The organism is Streptomyces sp. SM11 (assembly GCF_002910905.1).
GTDB lineage: Bacteria > Actinomycetota > Actinomycetes > Streptomycetales > Streptomycetaceae > Streptomyces.
The window spans coordinates 1-24,664 of the sequence record NZ_NEUE01000279.1; the positions used below are offsets into that span (position 1 = coordinate 1).

The following is a 24,664-nucleotide window of genomic DNA, read 5'->3' on the forward strand; positions in this document are numbered from 1 at the left end:
CGGGCCGCACGGTGGGGTTCACCGTGCGGCCCGGGGCGGGTCTGTTCTCCGGGGATCAGCCCTTGCGGGCGTTGATCTCCTCGGTGAGCTGGGGGACGACGGCGAAGAGGTCGCCGACGACGCCGTAGTCGACGAGTTCGAAGATCGGGGCCTCGGCGTCCTTGTTGATCGCGACGATCGTCTTCGAGGTCTGCATGCCCGCCCGGTGCTGGATCGCACCGGAGATGCCCGAGGCGATGTACAGCTGCGGGGAGACCGACTTGCCCGTCTGCCCGACCTGGGAGGTGTGCGGGTACCAGCCCGCGTCCACCGCCGCACGCGAAGCGCCCACCGCGGCACCCAGACTGTCCGCGAGCGCCTCGATGACGGGGAAGTTCTCCGCACCGTTGACCCCACGGCCACCCGAGACCACGATCGCCGCCTCCGTCAGCTCCGGGCGCCCGGTCGACTCACGCGGCGTCCGCGAGGTGACCCTCGTACCCGTCGCCGCGGCACCGAACGACACCGGCAGCGCCTCGACCGCACCCGCCGCCGGGGCCGGCTCCACGGGAGCCGAGTTCGGCTTCACCGTGATCACCGGAACCCCCCTGGAGACCCGGGACCTCGTCGCGTACGAGGCGGCGAACGCCGCCTGCGTCGCCACGACACCCTCCTCACCGGCCTCCAGATCAGTGGCGTCCGTGATGATCCCGGAGCCGGCCCGCAGCGCGAGCCGCGCCGCGATCTCCTTGCCCTCCGCCGAGGACACCACCAGAACAGCCACCGGCGAGACCGCCTCGAACGCGGCCTGCAGCGCATCGACCTTCGGGACCACCAGGTACTCCGCGAACTCCGGGGCGTCCGAGGTCAGGACCCTCACCGCACCGTGCTCACCCAGCACCGACGCCGTCGCCCCCGCACCCGCACCCAGCGCGACGGCGACCGGGTCACCGATCCGACGCGCCAGCGTCAGCAGCTCCAGCGTGGGCTTACGGACCGCACCGTCCACATGATCGACCAGAACAAGAACTTCAGCCATGACAACGCACTCCAGAAAGAGAAGAGAGAGGGAGAGGGAGAGGGAAGAGGAACGGCACGGGACCTAGATGAACTTCTGGCCCGCGAGGAACCCGGCGAGCTGCCGGCCGCCCTCACCCTCGTCCTTCACGATCGTGCCCGCCGTACGCGCCGGGCGCTCCGTCGCGGAGTCCACCGCCGTCCACGCACCCGCCAGACCCACCTCGTCCGCGTCCAGACCCAGATCGTCCAGGTCCAGCGACTCGACCGGCTTCTTCTTCGCCGCCATGATCCCCTTGAACGACGGGTAGCGCGCCTCACCGGACTGGTCGGTCACCGACACCACCGCCGGAAGCGAAGCCTCCAACTGCTCGGAAGCCGTGTCACCGTCACGCCGCCCCGTCACGACACCCCCGTCCACCGCGACCTCGGACAGCAGCGTCACCTGCGGCACACCCAGACGCTCCGCCAGCAGCGCCGGCAGCACACCCATCACACCGTCCGTCGACGCCATCCCGCAGACCACCAGGTCATACCCGGCCTTCTCCACAGCCTTCGCCAGCACCAGCGACGTCCCCATCACATCGCTGCCGTGCAGACCGTCGTCCTCGACGTGCACCGCCCTGTCCGCACCCATCGACAACGCCTTGCGCAACGCGTCCTTGGCATCCTCCGGACCCACCGTCACCACGGTGATCTCCGCATCGTCCGCCTCGCCGGCGATCTGCAACGCCTGCTCGACCGCGTACTCGTCCAGCTCCGACAACAGACCGTCGACATCCTCACGGTCCAGCGTCAGGTCATCGGCGAAACGCCGGTCACCGGTCGCGTCGGGCACGTACTTCACACAGACAACGATCCTCAAGCTCACGCCGGCTCTCCTGCCTACCTGGGTGTGGTCCCACCTGGGTGTCGTTCGTAGTGGTGAAGACAATATGGCACTCAGTACCCTCTGTAAAGGTACGCAGTGCCAAAAGTGCCCCGCCGGTGCTACGTTTCGCCGCATGAGCGAGGCACGAGGACCCGAGAAGAAGGCACCCATGCGGGAGGTGCTCGCACAGGCGGCCTTCCAGCTCTTCCTGGAGCGGGGCTTCGAGCGGACGACCGTGGACGACATCGTGGCGCGGGCCGGGGTGGGCCGGCGTTCGTTCTTCCGCTACTTCCCGTCCAAGGAGGACGCGGTCTTCCCGGACCACGAGCGGTGCCTCGCCGAGATGACCGAGTTCCTGGCCGCCGTCGACGACAGTGATCCGGTCGGCGCGGTGTGCGATGCCGCGCGCATCGTGCTGCGGATGTACGCGGCCGACCCCGAGTTCTCCGTGCAGCGCTACCGCCTCACCCGGGAGGTACCGGGACTGCGGACGTACGAACTCTCCGTGGTGCGCCGCTACGAACAGACCCTCGCCGGTTATCTGCGGGGCCGGTTCGGCGAGGGCGGTGACGGGGAGTTGCGGGCCGAGGTGATCGCGGCTTCCGTGGTCGCCGCGCACAACAACGGGCTGCGGCTGTGGCTGCGTTCGGGCGGGGCGGGCGACCCCGAGGCGGCCGTCGATCATGCGCTCGCCCTGGTGCGTGAGGTGTGGGGGCGGTCCGCCGACTCCCTTCCCGTCTCCCCCTTTCCCGTCTCCGGCGACGATGAGGTGATCGTGATGGTCGCGCGGAAAGGCACCCCGATGTGGCGCGTCGTGCAGCAGATCGAGGCCGCCGTCGGCGAGAGTTGAGTATCAATGGGCACTCAGTGCCTTTACTGTCCGGCACTGAGTGCCATATGGTGCGGACGCGCCGGCAGTGCAGGTGCGGCGCGTCCGAGTCGAGCGCAGGGGGTCGAGCCGTGTCCCAGACAGGAATGGGCACCGTCCAGAAGGCGCACGAGGAGTGCGGCCTCTCCTATCACCGCTGCCGCTGGTGCGGCACCGCCTCGTTCCGGCGGCTGCTGTGCCCGGTATGCGCGTCGAGCGAACTGGAGCCTGAACGCACCACCGCCCACGGCGTGGTCGTCCGGACCGCCGTGGTCCACCGTTACACCGAGGCGGCGCGCAACGAGTCCCTGGTGCGGTTCTCCGAAGGGTTCGTCTTCCGCTGTCAGATCGTGGGGGCGGCTCCGCACCTGGTGACGGTCGGCGCGCGCGTCCGGCCCGTCTCCGGGGACGAGCCGGAGACGGGCGCGGTGGTGCTGGAGCTCTGCGAGCCGCCCGCACAGCGGGACTGGGTCTGAACGCCGTCCGCCCGGCGAGCCGTCGGTCTCCGCTCAGTCGAGCCGGCTGAGCATCTCGGCGGCCAACGGCGCGGACGAGGCCGGGTTCTGACCAGTGATCAAGTTCCGGTCGGTGATGATGAACGGGGCCCAGGGCTCGCCCTCCTGGAAGTCCGCGCCCAGCGCCACCAGCCGGTCCTGGAGGAGCCACTTGGCCTTGTCCGCGAAGCCAGCCTGGGTCTCCTCGGTATTGGTGAAGCCGGTCAGCCGGTACCCGGCGAACGCGTTTCCCCCGTCGGGGCCGGTCGCGGCCAGCAGCGCCGCCGGGCCGTGGCAGACGACGCCGAGCGGCTTGCCCGAAGCCAGTGCCCGGGTGAGCAGCCGACCGGAGGCGGGGTCCACCGCGAGGTCCTCCATCGGGCCGTGGCCCCCGGGGTAGAAGACCGCGTCGTACGCGTCCGGGTCCACGTCCTCCAGCGCGACCGGCCGCCGCAGCTCCTCGAACGCCTCAAGACCGGCCGTCACCTCGTCGGCGCCCTCCCGGCCGCCGTTGACGTCGGGCGCCAGGCTGCCGCGGTCCACGGTCGGGACGACGCCGCCCGGGGTGGCGACGACCACCTCGTGCCCGGCGCCGGTGAAGGCCCGGTGCGGAGCCACGGCCTCCTCGGCCCAGAAGCCCGTGGGGTGCTTCGTGCCGTCCGCCAGGGTCCAGTGGTCCGCGCCGGTCACCACGAAAAGGATCTTTGCCATGTCGTGTGTCTCCGTAGATCGAGTGGGTGTGCGGGGGGTCTCGGTAAGAGCTGACCCGGGACGACCGTAGGACGGATCACCCATAGGTATCCAATAGGCTGGCGGCTATGAGGGATAAGGATCCTGATGGGTCTCTGGTGCCGGGCCGGACGGCGGACGCGCAGCCGGGTCCGGCCGATCTGAATCTGCTGCGGACCTTCCTCGCCGTGCACCGGTCAGGCTCTTTCACCGCCGCTGCCCGGCTGCTCGGCCTGTCCCAGCCCACGGTCACCGCCCAGATGCGTGCCCTGGAGCGGCAGGTGGGCCGGGAACTGTTCGAGCGGTTGCCGCGCGGGGTCGCCCCGTCGCCGTACGCGGACGAGCTGGCGGCCCGGATCGACGCCCCGCTGGACGCCCTGGCCGAGGTCACGGGCGAGACGCTCGTGGCCGGTGAGCGCCCGGCCGCCCCCGTCCACCTGGCGGGCCCCGCCGAGGTGATGTGCCTGCGGGTGCTGCCCGCGCTGGCCGCGCGGATCGCGGACGGGCTGCTGCTGCGCGCCGCTACCGGGCTCACCGATCCGCTCCTGGACGAGCTGCGGGCGGGCCGCCACGACCTGGTCATCGCGACCGCCCGGCCGCGCGGCCGGGCGCTGTCCGCGGTGCCGCTGATGGACGAGGAGTTCGTGCTGACGGCCGCCCCGCACTGGGCAGCCCGGACCGGGGGACCCGAGCGCATCGCGGCCCGGGGGCCCGGCGTGCTGCACGGCCTGCCCCTGATCACGTACGCCGAGGACCTGCCCATCGCCCGCCGCTACTGGCGCCACGTCTTCGGCCGCCGTCTCGACTGCCGGGCCGCCGTCACCGTGCCCGACCTGCGCGGGGTGCTCGCTGCCGTGGTGGCGGGGGCCGGCTTCACGGTGCTGCCGCGCTACCTCTGCGAGGACGAACTGGCCTCGGGCGCCCTCGTCGAGCTGTACGCCCCCGAGGACCCGCCGATCAACACCGCGTACCTGGTGCAGCGCCCCGGCTCCGCCGTCAACCCCCAGGTGGCGCGGGTGCGCGAGCTGCTGATCGGGGCCGCCCGCGCGTGGTGAGGGGCCGCGCGCCCCGAGGCCGCGCTGTTGAGGACGGTCCGGCCGGTGCTCCCGGCGAGCATACTGAGGCTCAGGACGAGCAGAAGCGGCGCGGCGAGGACATCGAACCGCGGTGTCCCGCGGGAGAGGAGCGCCGGGAGCGAGAAGCCGCTGCCGGGGCGGGCCGAAGGTGCCGAGCCCGCTGAACACCGCGATGCGGTGGCTGCCGCCATGCCGATGAGCACCGCGCTCCGCCGCCCCACACCGCACAGGAAGAGGTACGCCGTCAGCGTGACCGCCACCGTGATGCCCGCCAGGGGGACCGACCCGCGCGCCGTCTCCCCGGTCGGCCCGGCGACCAGCACACCGACCGTGCATTCCTGCACGGGAACGACGAGTTGATGTACGTGGCCGACGGCACGGCCGAAGCCGGGACGAACGGCCGAGTCTGTCGGCTCGAACCCGGCGACACGCTCGATCCCACCGGCGGCGTACGTCACCGCCGGCGCGCCAACGGCCCCGGCACCCGCGTCCTCCTGGTCTCCGGCTCGGACCACGGCCCCGGAAGCTGAGGGCCCAGTCCGCCGGCCACCCGCGCGACCGGCTCGCCCACCACCCGCAACGACCGGAAGGAACAGCCGTGTTCACCACCAGACCCACCCTCCAGGGCACCTTCGGCATGGTGTCCTCCACCCACTGGCTGGCCTCCCAGTCCGCGATGGCGGTCCTGGAGGACGGCGGCAACGCCTACGACGCGGCCGTCGCCGCCGGATTCGTCCTCCACGTCGTCGAGCCGCACCTCAACGGCCCGGCCGGCGAGGTCCCGATGATCCTGGCGACCGCACACGGCGAGGTGAGCGTCCTCTGCGGCCAGGGACCCGCGCCCGCCGGGGCGACCGTCGCGCACTACCGCTCCCTCGGCCTCGGACTGGTCCCCGGCACCGGGCCGCTCGCCGCCGCCGTCCCCGGGGCCTTCGACGCCTGGATGCTGCTCCTGCGCGACCACGGCACCAAGGACCTGGCCGAGGTGCTGCGCTACGCGATCGGATACGCCGAGGACGGCCACGCCCCCGTCGAGCGGGTCGGCGAGACCGTGGAGACCGTGCGCGAACTCTTCGAGACCGAGTGGACCTCCTCCGCCGCGGTCTACCTCCCCGGCGGCCGCTCCCCGCGCCCCGGCGAGCTGTTCCGCAACCCCGCGCTGGCCGAGACCTGGCGACGATTGATCGCCGAGGCGGAGGAGACCGGGGGAGCGGACCGCACCGCCCGGATCGAGGCCGCCCGCGCGATCTGGCGCGAGGGGTTCGTCGCCGAGGCCCTCGTACGGCAGGCGGCGCTTCCTACCCTGGACACCAGCGGTGACCGGCACACCGGCACCCTGACGGCCGCCGACCTGGCCGGCTGGTCCGCGTCGTACGAAGCCCCCGTCACGTACGACTGGAACGGCTGGACGCTGGCCAAGGCGGGCGGGTGGAGCCAGGGACCCGCCTTCCTCCAGCAGCTCGCGCTCCTCCCGCCCGAGCTCCCGAGCCACGGCTCCGCCGAATACGTCCACCTGCTCGTCGAGGGCTGCAAGCTTGCCATGGCCGACCGCGAGGCCTGGTACGGGGACGCCGGTGACGTGCCCCTGGACGACCTGCTCTCCGAGTCGTACAACACCGACCGCCGGAAGCTGATCACGGACACCGCGGCCACCGAACTGCGTCCCGGCAGCCCCGGCGGCCGCACCCCGGTCCTCTCCGCGCACGCCCGCGCGGTCGGCGCCGGAAAGCCCGGCGAGGCCGCACCCGGCCTCGTCCCGGCGCCCGGTGCGGGCGAGCCCACCATGGCTCGACGCGCGCGCCCCGGCGGCGGGGAACTCGTCGCGCCCGACGGGGCCACCCGGGGCGACACCTGTCACCTCGACGTCGTCGACCGCTGGGGAAACATGGTCTCCGCCACGCCCAGCGGCGGCTGGCTCCAGGCGAACCCGGTCGTGCCCGAGCTGGGCTTCCCGCTGGGCACCCGGCTCCAGATGGCCTGGCTGGACGAGGGACTCCCCAACTCCCTGACACCCGGCCGCCGCCCCCGCACCACCCTCACGCCCTCCCTCGCCCTGCGCGGCGGCGTCCCCGTGATGGCGTTCGGCACGCCCGGCGGGGACCAGCAGGACCAGTGGCAGGTGCACTTCTTCCTCGCCGTGGCCCGGCGCGCCCGGGTGCGCGGCGGGCTCGATCTCCAGGGCGCGATCGACGAGCCGAACTGGCACAACGACAGCTTCCCGGGCTCGTTCCACCCGCGCGCCATGCGCCCCGGCAGCGTCACCGTCGAGAGCCGCATGGATCCCGACGTGATCGCGGAACTGCGCCGCCGGGGCCACGACGTCACGGTCGGGGAGCCATGGTCGGAGGGACGCCTGTGCGCCGTGGCCCGGGACCCCGGGACCGGCGTCCTGTCCGCCGCCGCCAATCCGCGTGGCATGCAGGGGTACGCCGTCGGCCGCTGACCAGCACCTTCGAACGCCCGGCGGCAGCGTCGCCGGGCGACCGTGCTTAGCTGGAGCCATGATCGATGACTTCCTGCACGGGACCGCCGGGCACACCGGACAGCTGGCCGAGGTCGAGGAGGCCGTGCGCGCCGCCGCCGCGGCCGAGATCATGCCCCGCCACCGGAAGCTCGCCGCCCACGAGATCATCGAGAAGAGCGGCCCGCACGACCTGGTCACCGCCGCCGACCGGCTCGCCGAGGAGTACCTCACCGCGGCCCTCACCAAGCTGCTGCCCGGCTCGGTCGTCGTCGGCGAGGAGTCCGTGCACGCCGACCCGTCGGTCTACGACGCCCTCGGCGGCGATGCCCCGGTCTGGATCATCGATCCGGTCGACGGCACCCGCCAGTTCGTCCGGGGCGAGGCCGGCTTCTGCACCCTGGTCGCCCTCGCCCAGCACGGCGAGGTCCACGCCTCCTGGACGTACGCCCCGGTCCTGGGCGAGATGGCCGTCGCCGTACGCGGCCGGGGCGCCACGCTGAACGGGACGCCGATACACTCCGGGTCGCCCGCCCCCGGCGCCGTGCTCGACGTGGCGATGTCGCACCCCGACTACACCACCGAGGCCCAGAAGCGGGCCCTGCTCGGCCTGCGCACCGAAGGCATCGCGGCCCGCCCCTGCGGCTCGGCCGGGCTGGAGTACCTCGCCGTCGCCCGCGGCGCCCAGGACGCCACCGCCTTCAACTGGGAGTACGCCTGGGACCACGCCGCCGGCCTGCTCCTGGTCACCGAGGCGGGCGGCGCCCAGTCGACCCTGTCCGGTGTTCCGTTCCGTATCGCGGGCGGCAACGACCTGCCGTTCACTGCGGCCCGCGACGAGGCCACCGTCCAGCGCGTCCTGGCCGCTCTGCGGTCGGGCGGCTGACCCGCCCGGCCGGCCACGGGGTACCCGCGTCCGCACGGTCGGTGCGCCGGAATATCCTGGAGCCTCAGCCTGCCGGCCGACGAAGGAGTCCCAAGGTGCCCTCGATGCTTGACGCGGTCGTCGTGGGGGCCGGGCCCAACGGGCTGACCGCCGCGGCCGAACTGGCCCGCAGGGGCTTCGCAGTGGAGGTCCACGAGGCGCACGACTCCGTCGGCGGTGGCGCCCGCACCGAGGAACTGACGCTGCCGGGGTTCCGGCACGACCCCTGCTCCGCCGTGCACCCCCTCGGGATCGGCTCGCCCGCGTTCCGGGCGATGCCCCTGGCCCGGCACGGCCTGGAATGGCTGCACCCCGAGGTCGACCTCGCCCACCCCTTTCCGGACGGCACCGCCGCCGCGCTCACCCGCTCCGTCGGCGAGAGCGCGATGTCGCTGGGGCCCGTCGACGCCGGGGCCTACCGCCGTCTCATGGCCCCCTTCGTCGGCCGTTGGGACACCCTGGCCGCCGACTTCCTGCGTACCCCCTGGGACGGCCTGCCCCGCGACCCGTACCGGCTGGCCCGCTTCGGCCTGCTCGGCCTCCAGCCCGCCACCTGGGTCTCCCGCCGCTTCGACGGCGAGAAGGCCCGCGGCCTCTTCGCCGGGCTCGCCGCCCACGCCATAGCTCCCACCAGCGGCTTCGCCACCTCGGGCATCGCGCTCGTCTTCGCGCTCGCCGCCCACGAGAACGGCTGGCCGGTGCCGCGCGGCGGCTCCCAGGCCATCTCGGACGCCCTCGCCTCCTACCTCCGCGAACAGGGCGGCACCATCCGCACCGGCAGCGAGGTCAAGCGGCTGGACGAACTCCCGCCCGCCCGCGCCTACATCTTCGACACCTCGCCCTCCGCGGTCGCCCGGATCGCGGGCCTCGGCTCCGCGTACCACCGCTACCGCTACGGCGCCTCCGCCTTCAAGATCGACTACGCGCTGTCGGGCCCCGTCCCCTGGACCGCGTCCGAGGCCCGCCGCGCGGGCACCGTCCACATCGGCCCCGACGCCGGGACCATCGACACCGCGCTGCGCGCCGCCGTCGAGGGCCGCGACCCCGGCGTCCCCTTCCTCATCACCGCCCAGCCGAGCCTCACCGACCCCTCCCGGGCCCCCGAAGGGCGCCATGCCTTCTGGGTGTACGGGCACGTCCCGGCCGGCTGGGAGGGCGACGCCACCGACGTCATCGAAAGCCAACTGGAGCGCTTCGCCCCCGGCTTCCGCGATCTGGTGCTCGCCCGCGCGGTCTCGGGCCCGCCCCAACTGGCCGAGCGGAACGCCAATTACGTCGGTGGCGACATCGCGTGCGGAGCCTTCTCGGGCCTGCAGACCCTCATCCGCCCCAAGCTCGCCCGCGTCCCGTACGCCACCGCGCACCCGGCGGTCTTCCTCTGCTCCTCGGCCACCCCGCCCGGCCCCGGCGTGCACGGCATGTCCGGCCACCACGCCGCCAAGGCCGTATGGCGACGACTGCGGGCCTCCTGAACCGACCGGGCGGCGCAGGCCCCCGGCGCGCGGCATGATGTCCGCATGAGCACCTCTGTCTCCCCCGCCGTACGTCTGGTCCGCGGCGACATCACCGACCAGTCCGTCGACGTCATCGTCAACGCGGCGAACTCCTCGCTGCTCGGCGGCGGCGGAGTCGACGGCGCCATCCACCGGCGCGGCGGACCCGAGATCCTCGCCGCCTGCCGTGAGCTGCGCGCCTCGCACCACGGAAAGGGCCTGCCCACCGGACAGGCCGTCGCCACCACCGCCGGACGCCTCGACGCCCGGTGGATCGTGCACACGGTCGGCCCGGTCTTCTCCAGCGCCCAGGACCGCTCCGCCCTGCTCGCCTCCTGCTACCGCGAATCCCTGCGCCTGGCAGCCGAGTTGGGGGCGAGGACCATCGCTTTCCCGGCGATCTCCACCGGCATCTACGGCTGGCCGATGGACGACGGGGCCCGGATCGCCGTACGCACGGTCCTGGCGGAGACCGTGGAGCCGGTCGAAGAAGTGCGCTTCGTGCTCTTCGACGCGCACGCGTACGTGGAGTTCGAGGAAGTCCTCGCGATGCGCGGCTGAGTCCGCGAGTTCCGTACCGGCGACCCGCCACGAGCGCCCAAGGTGCCCGGCGACCCGCCACGAGCGCCCAAGGTGCCCGGCGACCCGCCACGGGGCGTGTACGAGGAGTCCGGCGGCCGCCACGAGCAGATGCTCAAGGTCTTCGGCGGCCACCGCGAGGATCCGGACGCCTGTCGGAATTCCGCGCGAGCGCCCTGTCGGATTTCCGCCAGCCAAGCCCCTGACCGGTGACCGATCCTGGAACCATGCACACCGACACCGAGCGCTGCGTGCGGGCCGTCCAGTCCAAGGACGCCCGCTTCGACGGCTGGTTCTTCACCGCGGTCCTGACCACCCGGATCTACTGCCGACCCAGCTGCCCCGTCGTGCCGCCCAAGGTCCGCAACATGACCTTCTACCCCAGCGCCGCCGCCTGCCAGCAGGCCGGGTTCCGGGCCTGCAAGCGGTGCCGCCCCGACACCAGCCCCGGTTCCCCCGAGTGGAACGCCCGCGCCGACTCGGTCGCCCGCGCCATGCGTCTGATCCGGGACGGGGTCGTCGACCGCGAGGGCGTGCCGGGGCTCGCCTCCCGGCTCGGCTACTCCGCGCGGCAGATCGAACGCCAGCTGCTGGCCGAGCTGGGCGCGGGCCCGCTGGCCCTGGCCCGCGCCCAGCGGGCGCAGACCGCCCGCCTGCTCATCGAGACGACCGCACTGCCCATGGCGCAGGTGGCGTTCGCCGCCGGCTTCTCCTCGATCCGCACGTTCAACGAGACGGTCCGCGAGGTCTTCGGCCTGGCCCCCGGCGAACTGCGCACCCGGGCGGACCGGGGCCCCCGGGCCGCCGCCGTACCGGGCGTCATCGCACTCCGCCTCCCGTACCGGGCCCCGCTCAACCCCAGCAACCTCTTCGGCCATCTCGCCGCGACCGCCGTCCCCGGCGTCGAGGAGTGGCGGGACGGCGCGTACCGGCGCACCCTCACCCTTCCGTACGGGCACGGCGTCGTCGCCCTGAGCCCGCAGCCCGACCACATCGCCTGCCGGCTCTCCCTCACCGACCCCCGTGACCTCACCCGGGCCATCAGCCGCTGCCGCTGGCTCCTCGACCTGGACGCGGACCCGGTCGCCGTCGACGCGCAGTTGCGGACCGACCCACTGCTCGCCCCGCTGGTCGACGCGGGCCCCGGCCGCCGGGTGCCCCGCACGGTGGACGGGGCGGAGTTCGCGGTACGCGCGGTGCTCGGCCAGCAGGTCTCCACCGCCGCCGCCCGAACCCACGCGGCCCGGCTGGTCACCGCCCACGGCGTCCCGGTCGAGGACCCCGAGGGCGGCCTGACACACCTCTTCCCGTCCCCGGACGCGCTGGCGGACCTCGACCCGGAGGCCCTGGCCCTGCCGCGCACCCGCCGCACCACGCTCACCACGCTCGTCGCCGCCCTCGCGGAGGACCGGCTGCGGCTCGACACCGACACCGACTGGGAGCAGGCCCGCGCCGAGCTGGCCGCCCTGCCCGGATTCGGCCCCTGGACGGTCGAGTCCATCGCGATGCGGGCCCTCGGCGACCCCGACGCCTTCCTCCCCACCGACCTCGGCATCCGCCGGGCGGCCGAGCGGCTCGGCCTGCCGGCCACCCCCGCCGCCCTCACCGCACGGGCCGCCGACTGGCGCCCCTGGCGGGCGTACGCCGTGCAGTACCTCTGGACGGTGGACGACCACCCCATCAACCGCCTGCCCGCCTGACGCAGACAAGGACAACGCTCCCATGACCACGACCCACACCACCCCCGCCTCTCCGGTGACCAAGCGGCACACGGTCGTCGACAGCCCCTACGGCCCGCTGACGCTCGTCGCCACCGACGGCGTCCTCTCCGCCCTCTACATGACCGACCAGCGCCACCGCCCACCCCAGGAGACCTTCGGCGTCCCGGACCCGGAGCCCTTCGGCGAGGTGGTCCAGGAGCTCACCGAGTACTTCGCCGGCGACCGCACCACCTTCGACCTCCCGCTCGACCTGCACGGCACCCCGTTCCAGCGGAGCGTGTGGGCGGAGCTGCTGAAGATCCCGTACGGCGAGACCCGTTCGTACGGCGAACTGGCCGAGGAGCTCGGCAAGCCGGGTGCCTCGCGGGCGGTCGGCCTGGCCAACGGCAAGAACCCCGTCGGGATCATCGTGCCGTGTCACCGGGTGATCGGCGCCTCCGGGAGCCTCACCGGATACGGCGGCGGGCTGGACCGCAAGCAGCGGCTGCTCGCGTTCGAGCGCGGCGGGGAGGAGGACGGAGTGCAGGCGCTGTTCTGAGGGAGCAGCGCTGTTCTGAGGGAGCAGCGCTGTTCTGAGGGAACAACGGGCGGGGGGGCGTACCGAAGCCGGTACGCCCCCCGCCTCTCCGCACACCGTCCTCAGCCGGTGAAGATCTCCACAGCCGTCCAGACGGCGAGGCCCAGCATGCAGATCCCGCCGATGCACTGCACGGTCTTCAGCGGTACGCGCTTCGCGATGAACTTCCCCGTGAGCAGCGCCAGGGCCGAGACGGACATCAGGGCGGCGGCCGAACCGATCGCCGTGGACCAGGTGCCGTTGCTCGCCGCGAGGTTGGCGGTGGTGATCTGTGTCAGGTCGCCCCACTCGCTGATGAAGACCGCCATGAACGCGGTCGAGTAGACCGGCCAGAATCCGGTCACGGTCTTCACCTCGGTCTCGTCATCGTCGTCCCCGCCGCTGCCGCGCAGCAGGAGGAACGCGCCGAGCGCGAAGAGCGAGGCCGAGACGAGCTTGACGATCCAGTCGGGCAGCAGGCCGATGAGGCCGCCCGCGCCCACGGCGATGGCGACGTGCACGACGAACGCGGACGAGGTGCCGAACCAGACGTACAGCGGACGCATCCGCGTGCCCATGGCCAGCGACGCGAACATCGTCTTGTCGGGGAGCTCCGCGAGGAAGATCAGCCCGAAGGCGGTGATGACCGCCAGAGGATCGAGGTCCATTCCGGGTGGCTTTCTTTTCGAGCCGGGCCCCGGATCTTCGCGAAGCGCCGCTCGGGCTTCTCGGAGGACCACTCGGCCCGGCATGACGGCAGCGCCCACAGGACGTGGACGTGTCATACAGGACCGAAGGTCTCGCCCGCCCGTGGGAACCCCTTTGCGGGATTCACGAGCCCGGCCACCGGGAACCCGGGGGCTCCAGTGTGTCGACGACCGGTTTGCGGGGCTACTCCCCTTCGCAGCCATCAACAGTACCCCACCCGGTCGGTCGTGGGTGCTGGTGTTCGAGCCGTGAGCGCCTCGGTAGAGTCGTGATGATCACCCGTGCCGCCGGTGGTCCCACTCCATCCCACCCACCGCGACGGGAAGGTCCCCCATGAGCCGCCGCCCCCGCAAGGACGTACCCGCCCAGGGCGTCCCCCGGCCCACCGTCAGCGTCTGCCGGGGCTGCTGCTGCGGCACCGAGAAGATCCCGGGCGTCGATCACGCGGCCCAGCTGGCTCGGCTGCGCTCCGGTCTTGAGGGCGCCGCCACCGTACGGGCGGTCGAGTGCCTGGACGCCTGCGAGCAGGGCAACGTGATCGTCGTGCAGCCCTCCGCCGAGGGCCGCCGCGCCGGGGGCCGGCCGGTCTGGCTGGGCCTGGTCAACGACGAGCATGCCGAGCAGGACATCGCGACCTGGGCGGCGGCGGGCGGCCCGGGCCTCGCGGACGCCCCGGACATCCTCGACCTGTACGTCTTCCAGCCGTCGCGCCGGGTCCGGGCGGGCCTGGAGGGCTGAGCACGCCGCCCCGGTCGGCCGCGGTCCCGTGCCGGGCGCAGCCGCCCGCCCGCCGGCGCGCACGGAGCGCATCGGCCGGGATCGACGGATCAGGAGGAGACCGAAGCCGACGACCGGGACGGAGCGGCGCAGGACGCCGACAGCGTACGGAGCGCCCCGGGCCGGCCGCGGCCCCGTAGGCCCGGTCAGCCGTCCGGCCCGGTCAGCCCCGCCAGGAGTTTCGGCAGCGAGACGCCGATCGGCTCCCGGACGATCTCGTCGGCGAGTTCGTCGTACGGGGTCGGCTCCGCGTTCACCACGACCAGCCGGGCCCCGTGCTCGGCCGCGATCCCGGCGAGCGAAGCGGCGGGCTGCACTCGCAGCGTCGTACCGACCGCCACGAACACCTCGCACGCCTTGGCGATAGCCATCGCATCGGCCAGCACTCGCGGGTCGAGCCGTTCGCCGAACATCACCGTCGCCGACTTCAGGATCCCGCCGCAGGCCGTGCACGCCGGATCGGACTCGCCGGCCTCGACCCGTTCCAGGGCCACGGCCATCGAGGACCGGGCGTGGCAGCGCGTGCAGACCACCCGGTGCGCGGTGCCGTGGAGTTCGAGGACCTTGCGGTCGGGCAGGCCGGCCCGCTGGTGCAGCCCGTCGATGTTCTGCGTGATCACCCGGACCGGTACGCCGGACCGCTCCAGCTCCGCGACCGCCCGGTGGGCCGCGTTCGGCTCGGGCTTCCGGAGGGCGGCATCGCGGCGCATCAGCCACGAGCGGCGGCGGATCGCGGGGTCGGCCAGGTAGAAGTCGTACGTGACGAGCTTCTCGGCCTCCGGATCCGTGCGCCATACCCCGTTGGGCCCCCGGTAGTCCGGGATGCCGGAGTCGGTGGAGATGCCGGCACCGCTGAGGATCGCGACGAGAGTCATGGGGGCGACCCTAGAGAAGCGAAAACCTCGCGTGCGAGCGCAATTCGCCCGTGTAAGGTGCGCGCATGGCCAAGGTGAGCGTCAGTCTGGACGCCGAACTCGTCGTCGAAGTCATGGTGCTCGCGGGAGTCGGAAACCCCCAGGACGCCGTCGAACTCGTGATGCGCGACTACATCGCGCGCGGCCACCGAACCGAGGCCCTGGTCGCCGAGCGCGAAGGGGCGGAGCGCGACGTGGAGATCAAGCCCGAGGCGCAGCAGGGCTGACCGCCCCCCGTCATGCGACCGGCTCGCCGTCCTCCAGCTCCACCGCTCCGCCACCGGACGCCAGGACCGCCAGCGCCGCCCGCACCCGGGGGCCGAGCGTGCCCAGCAGATAGCCGTCCAGATCGGCCGGCGCCACCAGCCTCCAGGAGAGCAGTTCCTCCTCCTGCAGCCGGATCGCCGCCAGCTGGGCGGCGGTGAGCACCCCGCCGTCGTACAGGTACGCCACGATCGGCGGACGTCCGACGCCCCGCACCCAGTCCACGGCGAGCAGCCGTCCCGGAGCCATGTCGAGGCCGATCTCCTCCGCCGTCTCGCGCCGGGCGCCCTGCCGGGGGGCCTCACCCGTCTCCGACTCGACCGTCCAGCCGGGCAGCGCCCAGCCCTTGCGGTAGTTCGGCTCGACGAGCAGGATCCGCCCGTCCGCGTCACGGAAGAGCGAGGCGGCACCGGCCAGGATCCGGGGGAGCCCGGCGATGTACGCGGCGTAGTCGGCATCGGGAGCCGTCACGGCCGACAGCGTAGTGGGGCCCGCCCTGCCCTGGGGCCTGTCGCACGGTTGTGGACGGCCATGGGCAGATCAGGGGTCGTGCGGATAGGGTCGGGGCGGCGCGACTGCCTGTTCGAAAGCAAGGGATGCAAGGTGACGGACGGAGCAGATGTGGAGACCGCCCGCGTGCTCGTCGCGGCGGACAAGTTCAAGGGCTCGCTCACGGCCGTACAGGTCGCGGAGCGGGTGACGGCCGGGCTGCGGCGCGTCGTCCCCGGGGTACGGGTGGAGACCCTGCCGGTCGCGGACGGCGGCGACGGCACGGTCGCGGCGGCGGTGGCCGCCGGATTCGAGCGCCGCGAGGCGCGGGTGACCGGCCCCCTCGGGGACCCGGTGACGGCGGCGTACGCGCTGCAAGGGTCCACCGCCGTGGTGGAGATGGCCGAGGCCTCGGGCCTCCAGCTCCTGCCCGACGGGGTGTTCGCCCCGCTCACGGCCACCACGTACGGCTCGGGCGAACTCCTGCGGGCCGCCCTGGAGGCGGGGGCGACGACGATCGTGTTCGGGGTCGGCGGCAGTGCTACGACAGACGGCGGCGCGGGCATGCTCGCCGCCCTAGGAGCCCGCTTCCTGGGCGCGGACGGCAAGCCCGTCGGCCCCGGTGGCGGCCCGCTCGCGGAGCTGGCCGAGGCCGACCTCTCGGGGCTCGACCCGCGCCTGGCGGATGTCGACCTGGTGCTGGCCAGCGACGTGGACAACCCGCTGACCGGGCCCAAGGGCGCCCCCGAGGTGTACGGGCGGCAGAAGGGCGCGAGCGAGGAGGACATCGCGGTCCTCGACGCGGCCCTGACGCGTTTCGCCTCGATTCTGGGGCCGGAGACGGCGGCCCTGCCCGGCGCGGGCGCGGCCGGAGGCATCGGCTACGGGGCGCTCGTCGCCCTCGGCGCCCGCTTCCGCCCCGGCATCGAGGTCATGCTCGACGTGCTCGGCTTCGCCCCCGCGCTCTCCCGGGCCACCCTGGTCATCACCGGCGAGGGCTCGCTGGACGAGCAGACGCTGCACGGCAAGGCACCGGCCGGGGTCGCAGCCGCCGCCCGCGCGGCCGGGATCGAGGTCGTCGCGGTCTGCGGCCGGCTGGCCCTGCCCCCTCAGGCCCTGGAGCAGGCGGGCATCCGCCGCGCCTACGCCCTGGCCGAGCTGGAACCGGACCCGGCGGTGTCCATGGCCCAGGCCGGGCCGCTGCTGGAGCGGGCGGCGGAGTCGATCGCCCGGGACTTCCTGCTGAGCTGACGCACGCGCGGAGGCACGGAGACGGGAGGGGCCCGGGGACCGGGCCGGGTCCCTCCGGTACGCCGGGTCGGTCCCGTGCCGCGTACCGGGCCCCGCGCCGCACGCCGGGCCTCTCCGGTACGACGGGCCCCGTGCCGTACGCCGGACCCGGGCGCTCTCCCGCACCCCATGCCTCCCCGCCCCCATCTCCTGCCCCCGCGCACACGGCCGCTCACCGCGGCGCGGACGACAGCCTCAGCACGTCCAGCGCCAGCACCAGGTCGACCAGCTCGCGCGGCCGTGACAGCGAGCGCCCGGTCAGCCGCTCCAGCCGCCGCAGCCGGTTGAACACCGTGTTGCGGTGACATCGCAGCCGTACCGCGGCCCGCCCCACCGAGCCCCCGCACTCCAGCCACGCCTCCAGCGTCCCCACCAGCACCGCGCGCTCCGCGGGAACCAGCGCCAGCAGCGGACCGAACACCTCCGCGAGGAGCCGGGCGGACAGCTCCGGCCGGCTCACCAGCAGGGCCGTCGGCAGCCGCTCATCGAGCCGTACGACCTCCCGGGTGCCGGGCGCACACGTCAGCAGCGCCGTGCCCGCGAGCCGCCGTGCCGTACCCAGCTCCGCCAACGAGCCCACCACCGGACTCATGCCCCCCGGCCCCGCACCGTGCTCCCCGAGCCGTGCCACCGCCCCGGCCGGGCCCGCCGTACCCAGCAGCACCACCGCGACGTCCCCGCCCCCGTCCCGGTCCTCGTCCCCGGAGCCGCACCAGCACCAGCGTGTCCCGTCCGGGTCCGGGACATCCGCCACCGCGGCCTCCGGCACGGGCGCGCCCAGCACCACCACCGCGTAACACCCTCGTTCCGGCAGCCCGAGGCCGCGCGCCGCGCACTCCGCCAGGTCCGCCACGGCCCCGCCCGCCAGCAGCGGGCCGAGCAGCGCCCCGTACCGCGTCCCACGCCGCATCCGCCGCTCCGTCCCCGGGTCCGGGCGCACCTGATGACCGATGAGGATGCCACCGGCCGTGCGACCGGGCGCCCGCCCGTCACCGCCTCTGTGCACGTGCACAACGAGGCCCTCCGTTCGCTGGTCGTCCGCATCGAGTCGGTCCCGCGCCGTGGACGCGCGTCCCGCCCGGTGCTGGTCTGTGGCACCACCCCACCAACCAGCACGACAGACGAACACGACACGACAAGGCGGAAGGAGGAGGACGCATGGCAACGCTAGAGATCCGCGCGCTGTCCGTCGGCTACGGCCCGGTCCGGGCGCTGCGCGACATCTCCGTCGATGTGCCGGACGGCGGGATCACCGCCGTACTCGGCGGCAACGGCGCGGGCAAGACCACGCTGCTGCGGGCCGTGTCGCGGACCCTCGGCTTCCACCGCGGGACGGGTACGGGCACCATCCGGTTCGACGGCCGCCCCCTGGAGGGGCTGCGGCCCGCCCAGGTGGTGGCCGCCGGTGTGGTCCAGGTACCGGAGGGCCGACAGGTCTTCGCCCGGATGACGGTGGCCGACAATCTGCGGGCGGGCGCTCTCGGGGCACGCGGCGGGCGCAAGGAGACGAGCGCCGCACTGGCCCGGGTGCACGAGCTGTTCCCGGTGCTCGCCGACCGCGCGCACCAGCGGGCCGGGCTGCTGTCCGGCGGCGAGCAGCAGATGCTGGCGATGGGCCGCGCCCTGATGGCGGGACCCCGGCTGCTCCTGCTGGACGAGCCCTCGCTCGGCCTCGCCCCGCTGATGGCGGCGAGGATCGCCGAGACCGTGCAGGAGATCAACGCGAGCGGCACCTCCGTCATGCTCGTCGAGCAGAACGCGGCCATCGCGCTGCGGCTCGCCTCCACGGCGTACGTCCTCGACGTCGGCGAGGTCGCCCTGTCCGGGCCCGCCGACGAACTCGCCGCGTCCGACGAGGTGCGCCGCCGCTACCTCGGCGTCGTCGACGAGGACGCGGCGTCGGACGCCGACCCCGCCGCCCGGACCCGCCGCACCCTGAGCAGGTGGTCCGCGTGACCACCACCGCAACGGCCTCCGCGCACAGCACCACGGCCGCCCTCGCCGTGCGGGACGTCACCGTCCGCTTCTCGGGGCTCACCGCCCTGGACGGCGTCTCCTTCACCGTCGAACCCGGCAGCGTGCACGCCGTCATCGGGCCCAACGGCGCGGGCAAGTCCACCTGCTTCAACGTGCTGTCCGGCGTCTACCGCGCCACCTCCGGACACGTCCGTCTCGGCGACACCGAACTCACCGGACTCCCTCCGCACGCCATCGCGGACCTCGGGGTCGCACGCACCTTCCAGAACCTGGCGCTGCCCCCGCACGCGACCGTAGCCGACAGTCTCCTGCTCGGCCGCCACCGGCTGACCCGCTCCGGGTTCGTCGCCACCGGCCTGCGGCTGCCCTCCGCCGCCCGCGAGGAACGGCGCCACCGCGACCGGGTCCGGGAGATCGCCGCGTTCATCGGCCTGGACAAGGAGTTGGAGCGCCCGGCGGGATCACTGCCGTACGGGCAGCAGAAGCTCGTCGAGCTCGGCCGCGCCCTGTGCATGGAGCCGAAGGTCCTGCTGCTGGACGAGCCGATCGCCGGGATGACCGCGGACGAGCGCCGCCGTACCGCCGCCGTCGTGGCCGACGTACGCGACAGCCTCGGCATCTCCATCGTGCTGGTCGAGCACGACATGGGAGTGGTGATGCGGCTCGCGGACGCGGTGACCGTACTCGACTTCGGACGACGGATCGCCGGGGGCACTCCCGCCGAGGTCCAGAACGACCCGGCTGTCGTCCAGGCCTACTTGGGAGCACCTCAATGACCACGTTCGTCGAACTCCTCCTCGGCGGCCTGTCGATCGGCTCGGTGTACGCACTCATCGCGCTCGGGTTCGTCGTCATCTTCAAGGCCACCGAGGTCGTCAACTTCGCCCACGCGTCCCTGCTGCTGGCGGGCGGATACGTCACCGCCGTGCTCCACGACGACATCGGGTTCTGGCCCGCGCTGCTCGTCGGGATCGCGGGGGCGGCATCCGTCGGGGCGGCCATCGAGTTCTTCGTGATGCGCCGCTACCGGGGCAGCGACCACAGCGTCCTGGCCATCGTCACCATCGGCGTCGACATCCTCCTGATCACCGAACTCACCCGCCGGATGGGCACGGACGTGCTCGCCCTCGGAGACCCCTGGGGCAACGAGGTCGTCTCCATCGGCGGCATCACCCTCGCCCAGACCCGGATCGCCGCGTTCCTCGCCGCCGGGCTGCTGATCACGGTGTTCCTGCTCGCCTTCCGCTACACCTCGTGGGGCGTGTCGATGCGGGCCGCCGCCGAGAACCCGCAGACGGCGGCGCTCATGGGCATCAAGCTGGGACGGGTGTCGCTCGCCGCCTGGGCCGTCGCCGGAGCCCTCGCCGCCGTCGCCGCGCTCTTCCTCACCGTGTTCCCGACCCCGGGCCTCGAACGCGCCACCTCGCTCGCCGCGCTCAAGGCCTTCCCCGCCGCGATCCTCGGCGGGCTCGACTCCACCACCGGGGCGCTGGCCGGGGGACTCATCGTCGGTGTCACCGAGTCGCTCGCCACCGGCTACCAGAGCGACCTCTCCTTCCTCGGCCGGGGCATCGGCGACCTGGCGCCCTACCTGGTGATGGTGGCGGTCCTGCTCATCCGGCCCGCGGGACTCTTCGGCACGAAGGAGCTGGCCCGTGTCTGACACCGCCGAAGCCGCCCCCGCGGCCCCCGCCGCGCCCACCACCGCACCCACCCGTGCCCGGGGCGTCACCGAACGGCTGCGCCGGCCCCGTACGTACGCGGTCCTCGCCGGCTCCCTCCTGCTCCTCGTCCTCCCCTTCTACCTGGACCGCTTCTGGCTCCAGGCCGGACTGTTCGCGATGGCGGCGGCGATCGGCGCCATCGGGCTCAACATGCTCACCGGCGCCACCGGGCAGCTCTCCATGGGCCACGCCTTCTTCCTCGCCGTCGGCGCGTACGGCTACTGCGTCCTGGCGGGGGAGAGCAGTACCGAGAACGGGCACACGCTGACCGGACTCGGGCTGCCCACCTGGCTGGCCGCGATCCTCGCCGTGCTGCTCGCCGGAGCGGCGGGCGGACTGTTCAGCCCCATCGCCGGCCGGCTGCGCGGCGCGTACCTCGGTATCGCGACGCTCGCGCTGATCTTCATCGGGCAGCACGTCCTGTTCAACGCGGGCTCGCTGACCGGCGGTTACAACGGCCGGGCCGTACCGCCGCTGTCGCTGTTCGGCTTCACCTTCGACGACACCGAAGTCGTGGTCGCCGCCGTGCCGTTCGGCTCCTCGGAGAAGCTCTGGTACGCGGGCCTGGCCGCGCTCCTGCTGAGCGCGCTGTTCGCCCGTGGCGTGCTGCGCGGCCGTCCCGGACGGGCCATGAACGCCATCCGCGACCACCGGATCGCGGCCGGGGTGATGGGCGTGCCGGTGGCCCGCTACCGGGCCGGCGTCTTCGTCCTGTCCTCGATGTACGCGGGCCTCGCGGGCGTCCTGCTCGCCCTGGTCTTCCAGCGGACCGTGCCCGAGTACTTCGGCATGATCCTGTCCCTCGAATACCTCGCCATGATCGTCATCGGCGGGCTCGGCAGCGTCGCGGGAGCGGTGATCGGCGCGGCGTTCGTCACCCTGCTCCCGCAGGTGTTCACGCACTACAGCGACTCCCTGCCGCTGGTCTCCGCCCCCGGTACGGGCGGGCTGGCACCCGGTGAGGCGTCCCGCTATCTGTACGGCGCCGCGGTGGTCGCGGTGGTCCTGTTCCTGCCCGGCGGCCTCGCCCGCCTCGGCCTCGCACGCACGAGGAAGCCGAAGGCTCCGAAGAAGCCGGGTGTTCCGAAGCAACCAGCGGCTCCGAAGCAATCAGCGGCTCCGAAGAATCCAGGGGAGAAGTCATGAAACTGAGAGTGCTCACGGCCGTGGTCGCGACCCTCGCCGTCACCCTCGTCGGGTGCAGCGGCAAGGCGACCGACGGAAAGGCGGACGAGGAGAGCGAGGGCGGGATCAAGACCGGCCCCGGGGTCTCCTCCTCGACGATCTCCCTCGGCGTGCTGACCGACATGACCGGCGTCTACGCCTCGCTCGGCAAGAGCGTCACCCAGGCGCAGCAGTTGTGGGTCAAGCAGACGAACGAGGAGGGAGGCATCTGCGACCGGAAGATCGAACTGACGGTCCGCGACCACGGATACGACCCGCAGAAGGCGATCTCCGCGTACACCGAGCTGGAGCCGGAGGTGCTGGGCTTCGCCCAGTTCATCGGCTCCCCGTTCGTCGCCGCCGTCGAGCAGCGCATCGACGGCCAGGACAAGGGTCTCGTCCTGCCGCAGGCCTGGTCGGCGAATCTGCTGGGTTCCCCGTACATCCGGGTCATCGGCGCCACCTACGACGTCGAGACGATCAACCTGATCGACTATCTCCTCGCCGAGAAGCGCATCGCGAAGGGCGACAAGATCGGTCACGTGTACTTCGAGGGCGACTACGGCGAGAACGCGCTCGTCGGCTCGAAGCACGCGGCGAAGGAGGCCGGTCTCACCGTCGTCGAGCAGAAGATCAAGCCGACCGACAACGACATGACGGCCCAGGTCGCCGCCCTCAAGCAGGCCGGGGTCAAGGCCGTGGTCGTCAGCGCGGGCCCGCGCCAGGCGGCATCGCTCGTCGGCGTCGCGGCGGCCACCGGCTTCGACGTCCCGGTCGTCGGCAACAACTCGGCTTTCGCACCGCAGCTGTTGAAGACCCAGGCGGGCCCCGCCCTGCTCAAGGACTACTACGTCGCCGCCTCCACGCTGCCCGTCGGGGACCCGGGCGACGGCCCCGCCAAGCTCGCCAAGGAGTACGCGGCCCAGTACCCGAAGGACGTCCTCGACAACGGCGTCGTCGCCGGATACACGGCGGCCTCCCTGTTCGGTGAGGCGCTGTCGAAGGCGTGCGACGACAAGGACCTCACCCGCGAGGGCATCGACAAGGCGCTGCTCACGATCAAGGGGTACGGGAGCGAGTTCGGGGTGTCGCACGACTTCTCGGACCCGAAGGCGCCGTCCACCCGGGAGAGCGTCATCATGAAGCCGGACGCCAAGGCCTCCGGCGGACTGAAGGTGGTCCGGCCGGCCGAGGTCGCCGCGGCAGCCGAGTCCTTCACTCCCGGTTCCTGAGCCCCTTCCCAGCTCGGCGGAAGGCGTACGGGCGGCCGTGCCCGTACGCCTTCCCGCGCTGAGGGGGCCGACTGGTCAGACCTTCCGGCCGTCCATCCCGACGTACCGGAAGCGGCCCCGCTCCACTCGGTAGACGAAGAACGCCTCCACCGGGCCGGTGCCGAACGGCCGCCCGCCGGTGGCCGCGTACACCAGGACGCAGCCCAGCGAGAAGACGTCGCTCGCCGGGCCGATCCGCCGCCCCTGCGCCTGCTCGGGCGAGAGGAAGCCGGGGGAGCCGACGATGACGTCCGTCGCCGTGAGGACGGTGTCGTCCAGGGCCCGCGCGATCCCGAAGTCGATCAGCCGGGGCCCGTCAAGGCCCAGCAGCGCATTGCCGGGCTTCACGTCCCGGTGCACGAGCCCCGCCGTGTGGACGGCCTCCAGTGCTTCCGCGAGCATCGAGCCCAGCGCCCGCACCCCGCGTTCCGGCAGTGGCCCGCCGCCGACCGCCTCGCCGAGGGCGGGCCCCGGCACGAACTCGGTCGCCAGCCAGGGGGCCGGCGCCTCCGTGTCGGCGCCCGCCACGCTCCGGCGCACGGTCACGGTCACCGCCCCCTGGACCCGGCCCTTGCCGTCCTGCGCCGGTACGTCCAGCCGCCGCGTGAAACTGTCCAGTACGCCGTCGGGCAGCGCGGAGCGGCTCCAGACGCAGGAGTCCGCCAGCACGGGCCAGGTGCCGCCGCTCTCGTACGGTGCGTGCCGGACCATCCCCGCCGTCCAGTCGGCCTCCCCGAGCGCGGCATTGCGCGTCAGCTTCCGGGCCTGGGCGGCGTTCTTCGGCACCCGCGCCGGATTCGGCGTGAACTCGTAGGCGCTGGGCAGCGCTCCCGGCAGCGTTGGACTCCTTGGCGTTCGGCTTCCCCGTCGCCCCCGTCTCCTCGCCGTCGGGCGCCGGGCCGCCCTGCTTCGCCGACCCGCTCCGTCCCGGATCCGGCCCGTCCCCGTCCTTCGACGCCGACCCACCGCATCCGGCCAGCAGCACCCCCGCCGCCGCGACCGTCACCACGCGTGTCCCCACCGGTATGAGCTTCATCCCGGCCCCCCTGGTCCCCGGACCGCACCCTGGCGGACATGGCCCGGGTGTCGGTTGCGAGGCGATTCTAGAAGCCGGGTACGGCGGAGGGACGGGAACCGGTACTCACCTCGGTGCCGAAACCTCTCAGCCACCGGGAGGGCTTCGCCTCTGGCGGCGCGGCGCGCGCGGTGGTAGGTGGCATCGAGCCGCCCTCCCGGGCGTGACGGGAACGCACGAGGGCCCGGATGCCGTGGAGCATCCGGGCCCTCGCCCTGTTGTCGCCTGTCCGTCGTCCCGCC

Annotated in this window: 25 protein-coding genes and 2 pseudogenes; 18 read left to right on the forward strand and 9 right to left on the reverse strand. The window is 73.2% G+C overall.

From position 1 onward, the window contains the following. Positions 1 to 55 precede the first annotated feature (55 nt). Positions 56 to 1,018, reverse strand: coding sequence for an electron transfer flavoprotein subunit alpha/FixB family protein (locus B9S58_RS30580; protein ID WP_103531571.1), 963 nt, complete (start codon positions 1,016 to 1,018; stop codon positions 56 to 58). 63 nt (positions 1,019 to 1,081) lie between these two features. Further along, a complete protein-coding gene (locus B9S58_RS30585; protein ID WP_103531570.1) occupies positions 1,082 to 1,867 on the reverse strand; it encodes an electron transfer flavoprotein subunit beta/FixA family protein in 786 nt (261 codons plus the stop codon). A gap of 169 nt (positions 1,868 to 2,036) precedes the next feature. Here B9S58_RS30585 and B9S58_RS30590 point away from each other — a divergent pair, with 169 nt between their 5' ends. Continuing rightward, entirely contained in the window at positions 2,037 to 2,717 is a 681-nt protein-coding gene (locus B9S58_RS30590) for a TetR family transcriptional regulator (RefSeq protein WP_103535188.1), read from the forward strand. A gap of 125 nt (positions 2,718 to 2,842) precedes the next feature. Beyond that, positions 2,843 to 3,211 (forward strand): Zn-ribbon domain-containing OB-fold protein, encoded by a 369-nt coding sequence (locus tag B9S58_RS30595; protein WP_103535189.1) that lies wholly within the window; start codon positions 2,843 to 2,845, stop codon positions 3,209 to 3,211. Between the two features lie 33 nt (positions 3,212 to 3,244). Here B9S58_RS30595 and B9S58_RS30600 read toward each other — a convergent pair whose 3' ends face one another. Then, positions 3,245 to 3,940, reverse strand: coding sequence for a type 1 glutamine amidotransferase domain-containing protein (locus B9S58_RS30600; protein WP_103535190.1), 696 nt, complete (start codon positions 3,938 to 3,940; stop codon positions 3,245 to 3,247). 107 nt (positions 3,941 to 4,047) lie between these two features. Between B9S58_RS30600 and B9S58_RS30605 the strand changes: the two genes are divergently transcribed. From B9S58_RS30605 to B9S58_RS30645, 8 genes are all read left to right on the forward strand, one after another. Continuing rightward, on the forward strand, positions 4,048 to 5,013 hold the full coding sequence (locus B9S58_RS30605; RefSeq protein WP_103535191.1) for a LysR family transcriptional regulator: 966 nt from the start codon (positions 4,048 to 4,050) through the stop codon (positions 5,011 to 5,013). Positions 5,014 to 5,399: 386 nt separating this feature from the next. After that, the gene (locus B9S58_RS30615; protein ID WP_258045142.1) at positions 5,400 to 5,564 is read left to right on the forward strand and encodes a hypothetical protein; all 165 of its coding nucleotides are present in this window, start codon (positions 5,400 to 5,402) and stop codon (positions 5,562 to 5,564) included. A gap of 68 nt (positions 5,565 to 5,632) precedes the next feature. Next, on the forward strand, positions 5,633 to 7,477 hold the full coding sequence (locus B9S58_RS30620) for a gamma-glutamyltransferase family protein (protein WP_103535192.1): 1,845 nt from the start codon (positions 5,633 to 5,635) through the stop codon (positions 7,475 to 7,477). Positions 7,478 to 7,535: 58 nt separating this feature from the next. Next, positions 7,536 to 8,381 carry an inositol monophosphatase family protein gene (locus B9S58_RS30625; protein WP_103535193.1) on the forward strand — a complete coding sequence of 282 codons (846 nt, stop codon included), beginning with the start codon at positions 7,536 to 7,538 and terminating at the stop codon, positions 8,379 to 8,381. A 95-nt stretch (positions 8,382 to 8,476) separates the two neighbouring features. Continuing rightward, positions 8,477 to 9,892, forward strand: coding sequence for an NAD(P)/FAD-dependent oxidoreductase (locus B9S58_RS30630; protein WP_103535194.1), 1,416 nt, complete (start codon positions 8,477 to 8,479; stop codon positions 9,890 to 9,892). Positions 9,893 to 9,937: 45 nt separating this feature from the next. Next, positions 9,938 to 10,474 carry an O-acetyl-ADP-ribose deacetylase gene (locus tag B9S58_RS30635; protein WP_103535195.1) on the forward strand — a complete coding sequence of 179 codons (537 nt, stop codon included), beginning with the start codon at positions 9,938 to 9,940 and terminating at the stop codon, positions 10,472 to 10,474. A gap of 245 nt (positions 10,475 to 10,719) precedes the next feature. After that, on the forward strand, positions 10,720 to 12,192 hold the full coding sequence (locus B9S58_RS30640) for an AlkA N-terminal domain-containing protein (protein WP_103535196.1): 1,473 nt from the start codon (positions 10,720 to 10,722) through the stop codon (positions 12,190 to 12,192). A gap of 22 nt (positions 12,193 to 12,214) precedes the next feature. Then, positions 12,215 to 12,751, forward strand: coding sequence for a methylated-DNA--[protein]-cysteine S-methyltransferase (locus B9S58_RS30645; protein WP_103535197.1), 537 nt, complete (start codon positions 12,215 to 12,217; stop codon positions 12,749 to 12,751). A 101-nt stretch (positions 12,752 to 12,852) separates the two neighbouring features. Here B9S58_RS30645 and B9S58_RS30650 read toward each other — a convergent pair whose 3' ends face one another. Continuing rightward, entirely contained in the window at positions 12,853 to 13,437 is a 585-nt protein-coding gene (locus tag B9S58_RS30650; RefSeq protein ID WP_103535198.1) for a TMEM165/GDT1 family protein, read from the reverse strand. 373 nt (positions 13,438 to 13,810) lie between these two features. On the opposite strand from B9S58_RS30650, the gene B9S58_RS30655 reads away from it, so the two are divergent. Then, complete coding sequence (locus B9S58_RS30655; protein WP_103535199.1) at positions 13,811 to 14,215, forward strand: (2Fe-2S) ferredoxin domain-containing protein; 405 nt, start codon at positions 13,811 to 13,813, stop codon at positions 14,213 to 14,215. A gap of 185 nt (positions 14,216 to 14,400) precedes the next feature. Here B9S58_RS30655 and B9S58_RS30660 read toward each other — a convergent pair whose 3' ends face one another. Further along, positions 14,401 to 15,129, reverse strand: coding sequence for a Sir2 family NAD-dependent protein deacetylase (locus tag B9S58_RS30660; protein WP_103535200.1), 729 nt, complete (start codon positions 15,127 to 15,129; stop codon positions 14,401 to 14,403). A gap of 65 nt (positions 15,130 to 15,194) precedes the next feature. Here B9S58_RS30660 and B9S58_RS30665 point away from each other — a divergent pair, with 65 nt between their 5' ends. Beyond that, positions 15,195 to 15,395: a DUF2191 domain-containing protein gene (locus tag B9S58_RS30665; protein ID WP_103535201.1), complete on the forward strand. Its 201-nt coding sequence runs from the start codon at positions 15,195 to 15,197 to the stop codon at positions 15,393 to 15,395. A gap of 10 nt (positions 15,396 to 15,405) precedes the next feature. Here the strand turns inward: B9S58_RS30665 and B9S58_RS30670 are convergent, their stop codons facing one another. Further along, positions 15,406 to 15,903, reverse strand: coding sequence for an NUDIX hydrolase (locus tag B9S58_RS30670; RefSeq protein ID WP_103535202.1), 498 nt, complete (start codon positions 15,901 to 15,903; stop codon positions 15,406 to 15,408). Between the two features lie 150 nt (positions 15,904 to 16,053). Here B9S58_RS30670 and B9S58_RS30675 point away from each other — a divergent pair, with 150 nt between their 5' ends. Further along, positions 16,054 to 17,172, forward strand: coding sequence for a glycerate kinase (locus tag B9S58_RS30675; RefSeq protein WP_103535203.1), 1,119 nt, complete (start codon positions 16,054 to 16,056; stop codon positions 17,170 to 17,172). A gap of 211 nt (positions 17,173 to 17,383) precedes the next feature. Here B9S58_RS30675 and B9S58_RS30680 read toward each other — a convergent pair whose 3' ends face one another. Further along, the gene (locus B9S58_RS30680; protein WP_103535204.1) at positions 17,384 to 18,121 is read right to left on the reverse strand and encodes a CdaR family transcriptional regulator; all 738 of its coding nucleotides are present in this window, start codon (positions 18,119 to 18,121) and stop codon (positions 17,384 to 17,386) included. Positions 18,122 to 18,369: 248 nt separating this feature from the next. On the opposite strand from B9S58_RS30680, the gene B9S58_RS30685 reads away from it, so the two are divergent. Genes B9S58_RS30685 through B9S58_RS30705 form a run of 5 tightly spaced genes read left to right on the forward strand, consistent with a single transcriptional unit; the run spans position 18,370 to position 23,308 of the window. Beyond that, positions 18,370 to 19,167, forward strand: coding sequence for an ABC transporter ATP-binding protein (locus B9S58_RS30685; protein WP_103535205.1), 798 nt, complete (start codon positions 18,370 to 18,372; stop codon positions 19,165 to 19,167). Beyond that, positions 19,164 to 19,964, forward strand: coding sequence for an ABC transporter ATP-binding protein (locus B9S58_RS30690; protein WP_103535218.1), 801 nt, complete (start codon positions 19,164 to 19,166; stop codon positions 19,962 to 19,964). Before B9S58_RS30685 ends, B9S58_RS30690 begins: the two co-directional genes overlap by 4 nt. Beyond that, the gene (locus B9S58_RS30695; RefSeq protein WP_103535206.1) at positions 19,961 to 20,851 is read left to right on the forward strand and encodes a branched-chain amino acid ABC transporter permease; all 891 of its coding nucleotides are present in this window, start codon (positions 19,961 to 19,963) and stop codon (positions 20,849 to 20,851) included. The genes B9S58_RS30690 and B9S58_RS30695 overlap by 4 nt, the downstream gene beginning before the upstream one ends. After that, complete coding sequence (locus B9S58_RS30700) at positions 20,844 to 22,058, forward strand: branched-chain amino acid ABC transporter permease (protein WP_103535207.1); 1,215 nt, start codon at positions 20,844 to 20,846, stop codon at positions 22,056 to 22,058. Before B9S58_RS30695 ends, B9S58_RS30700 begins: the two co-directional genes overlap by 8 nt. Further along, complete coding sequence (locus B9S58_RS30705) at positions 22,055 to 23,308, forward strand: ABC transporter substrate-binding protein (RefSeq protein WP_103535208.1); 1,254 nt, start codon at positions 22,055 to 22,057, stop codon at positions 23,306 to 23,308. The genes B9S58_RS30700 and B9S58_RS30705 overlap by 4 nt, the downstream gene beginning before the upstream one ends. 141 nt (positions 23,309 to 23,449) lie before the next feature. On the opposite strand, the pseudogene B9S58_RS38295 reads toward B9S58_RS30705, so the two are convergent. Both B9S58_RS38295 and B9S58_RS40070 read right to left on the reverse strand, forming a co-directional pair. Further along, positions 23,450 to 23,875, reverse strand: a pseudogene (locus tag B9S58_RS38295) (serine/threonine-protein kinase); the annotation flags it as partial. Further along, positions 23,855 to 24,383, reverse strand: a pseudogene (locus tag B9S58_RS40070) (hypothetical protein); the annotation flags it as partial. The pseudogenes B9S58_RS38295 and B9S58_RS40070, both read right to left, overlap by 21 nt. Positions 24,384 to 24,664: the final 281 nt, after the last annotated feature.

Bases quoted from the DNA above. Each gene is read 5' to 3' on its own strand.
- B9S58_RS30580 (WP_103531571.1), bottom strand. From the start codon at position 1,018: ATGGCTGAAGTTCTTGTTCTGGTCGATCATGTGGACGGTGCGGTCCGT.
- B9S58_RS30590 (WP_103535188.1), top strand. From the start codon at position 2,037: ATGCGGGAGGTGCTCGCACAGGCGGCCTTCCAGCTCTTCCTGGAGCGG.
- B9S58_RS30595 (WP_103535189.1), top strand. From the start codon at position 2,843: ATGGGCACCGTCCAGAAGGCGCACGAGGAGTGCGGCCTCTCCTATCAC.
- B9S58_RS30600 (WP_103535190.1), bottom strand. From the start codon at position 3,940: ATGGCAAAGATCCTTTTCGTGGTGACCGGCGCGGACCACTGGACCCTG.
- B9S58_RS30605 (WP_103535191.1), top strand. From the start codon at position 4,048: ATGAGGGATAAGGATCCTGATGGGTCTCTGGTGCCGGGCCGGACGGCG.
- B9S58_RS30625 (WP_103535193.1), top strand. From the start codon at position 7,536: ATGATCGATGACTTCCTGCACGGGACCGCCGGGCACACCGGACAGCTG.
- B9S58_RS30635 (WP_103535195.1), top strand. From the start codon at position 9,938: ATGAGCACCTCTGTCTCCCCCGCCGTACGTCTGGTCCGCGGCGACATC.
- B9S58_RS30640 (WP_103535196.1), top strand. From the start codon at position 10,720: ATGCACACCGACACCGAGCGCTGCGTGCGGGCCGTCCAGTCCAAGGAC.
- B9S58_RS30645 (WP_103535197.1), top strand. From the start codon at position 12,215: ATGACCACGACCCACACCACCCCCGCCTCTCCGGTGACCAAGCGGCAC.
- B9S58_RS30650 (WP_103535198.1), bottom strand. From the start codon at position 13,437: ATGGACCTCGATCCTCTGGCGGTCATCACCGCCTTCGGGCTGATCTTC.
- B9S58_RS30655 (WP_103535199.1), top strand. From the start codon at position 13,811: ATGAGCCGCCGCCCCCGCAAGGACGTACCCGCCCAGGGCGTCCCCCGG.
- B9S58_RS30660 (WP_103535200.1), bottom strand. From the start codon at position 15,129: ATGACTCTCGTCGCGATCCTCAGCGGTGCCGGCATCTCCACCGACTCC.
- B9S58_RS30665 (WP_103535201.1), top strand. From the start codon at position 15,195: ATGGCCAAGGTGAGCGTCAGTCTGGACGCCGAACTCGTCGTCGAAGTC.
- B9S58_RS30680 (WP_103535204.1), bottom strand. From the start codon at position 18,121: ATGCGGCGTGGGACGCGGTACGGGGCGCTGCTCGGCCCGCTGCTGGCG.
- B9S58_RS30685 (WP_103535205.1), top strand. From the start codon at position 18,370: ATGGCAACGCTAGAGATCCGCGCGCTGTCCGTCGGCTACGGCCCGGTC.
- B9S58_RS30695 (WP_103535206.1), top strand. From the start codon at position 19,961: ATGACCACGTTCGTCGAACTCCTCCTCGGCGGCCTGTCGATCGGCTCG.
- B9S58_RS30705 (WP_103535208.1), top strand. From the start codon at position 22,055: ATGAAACTGAGAGTGCTCACGGCCGTGGTCGCGACCCTCGCCGTCACC.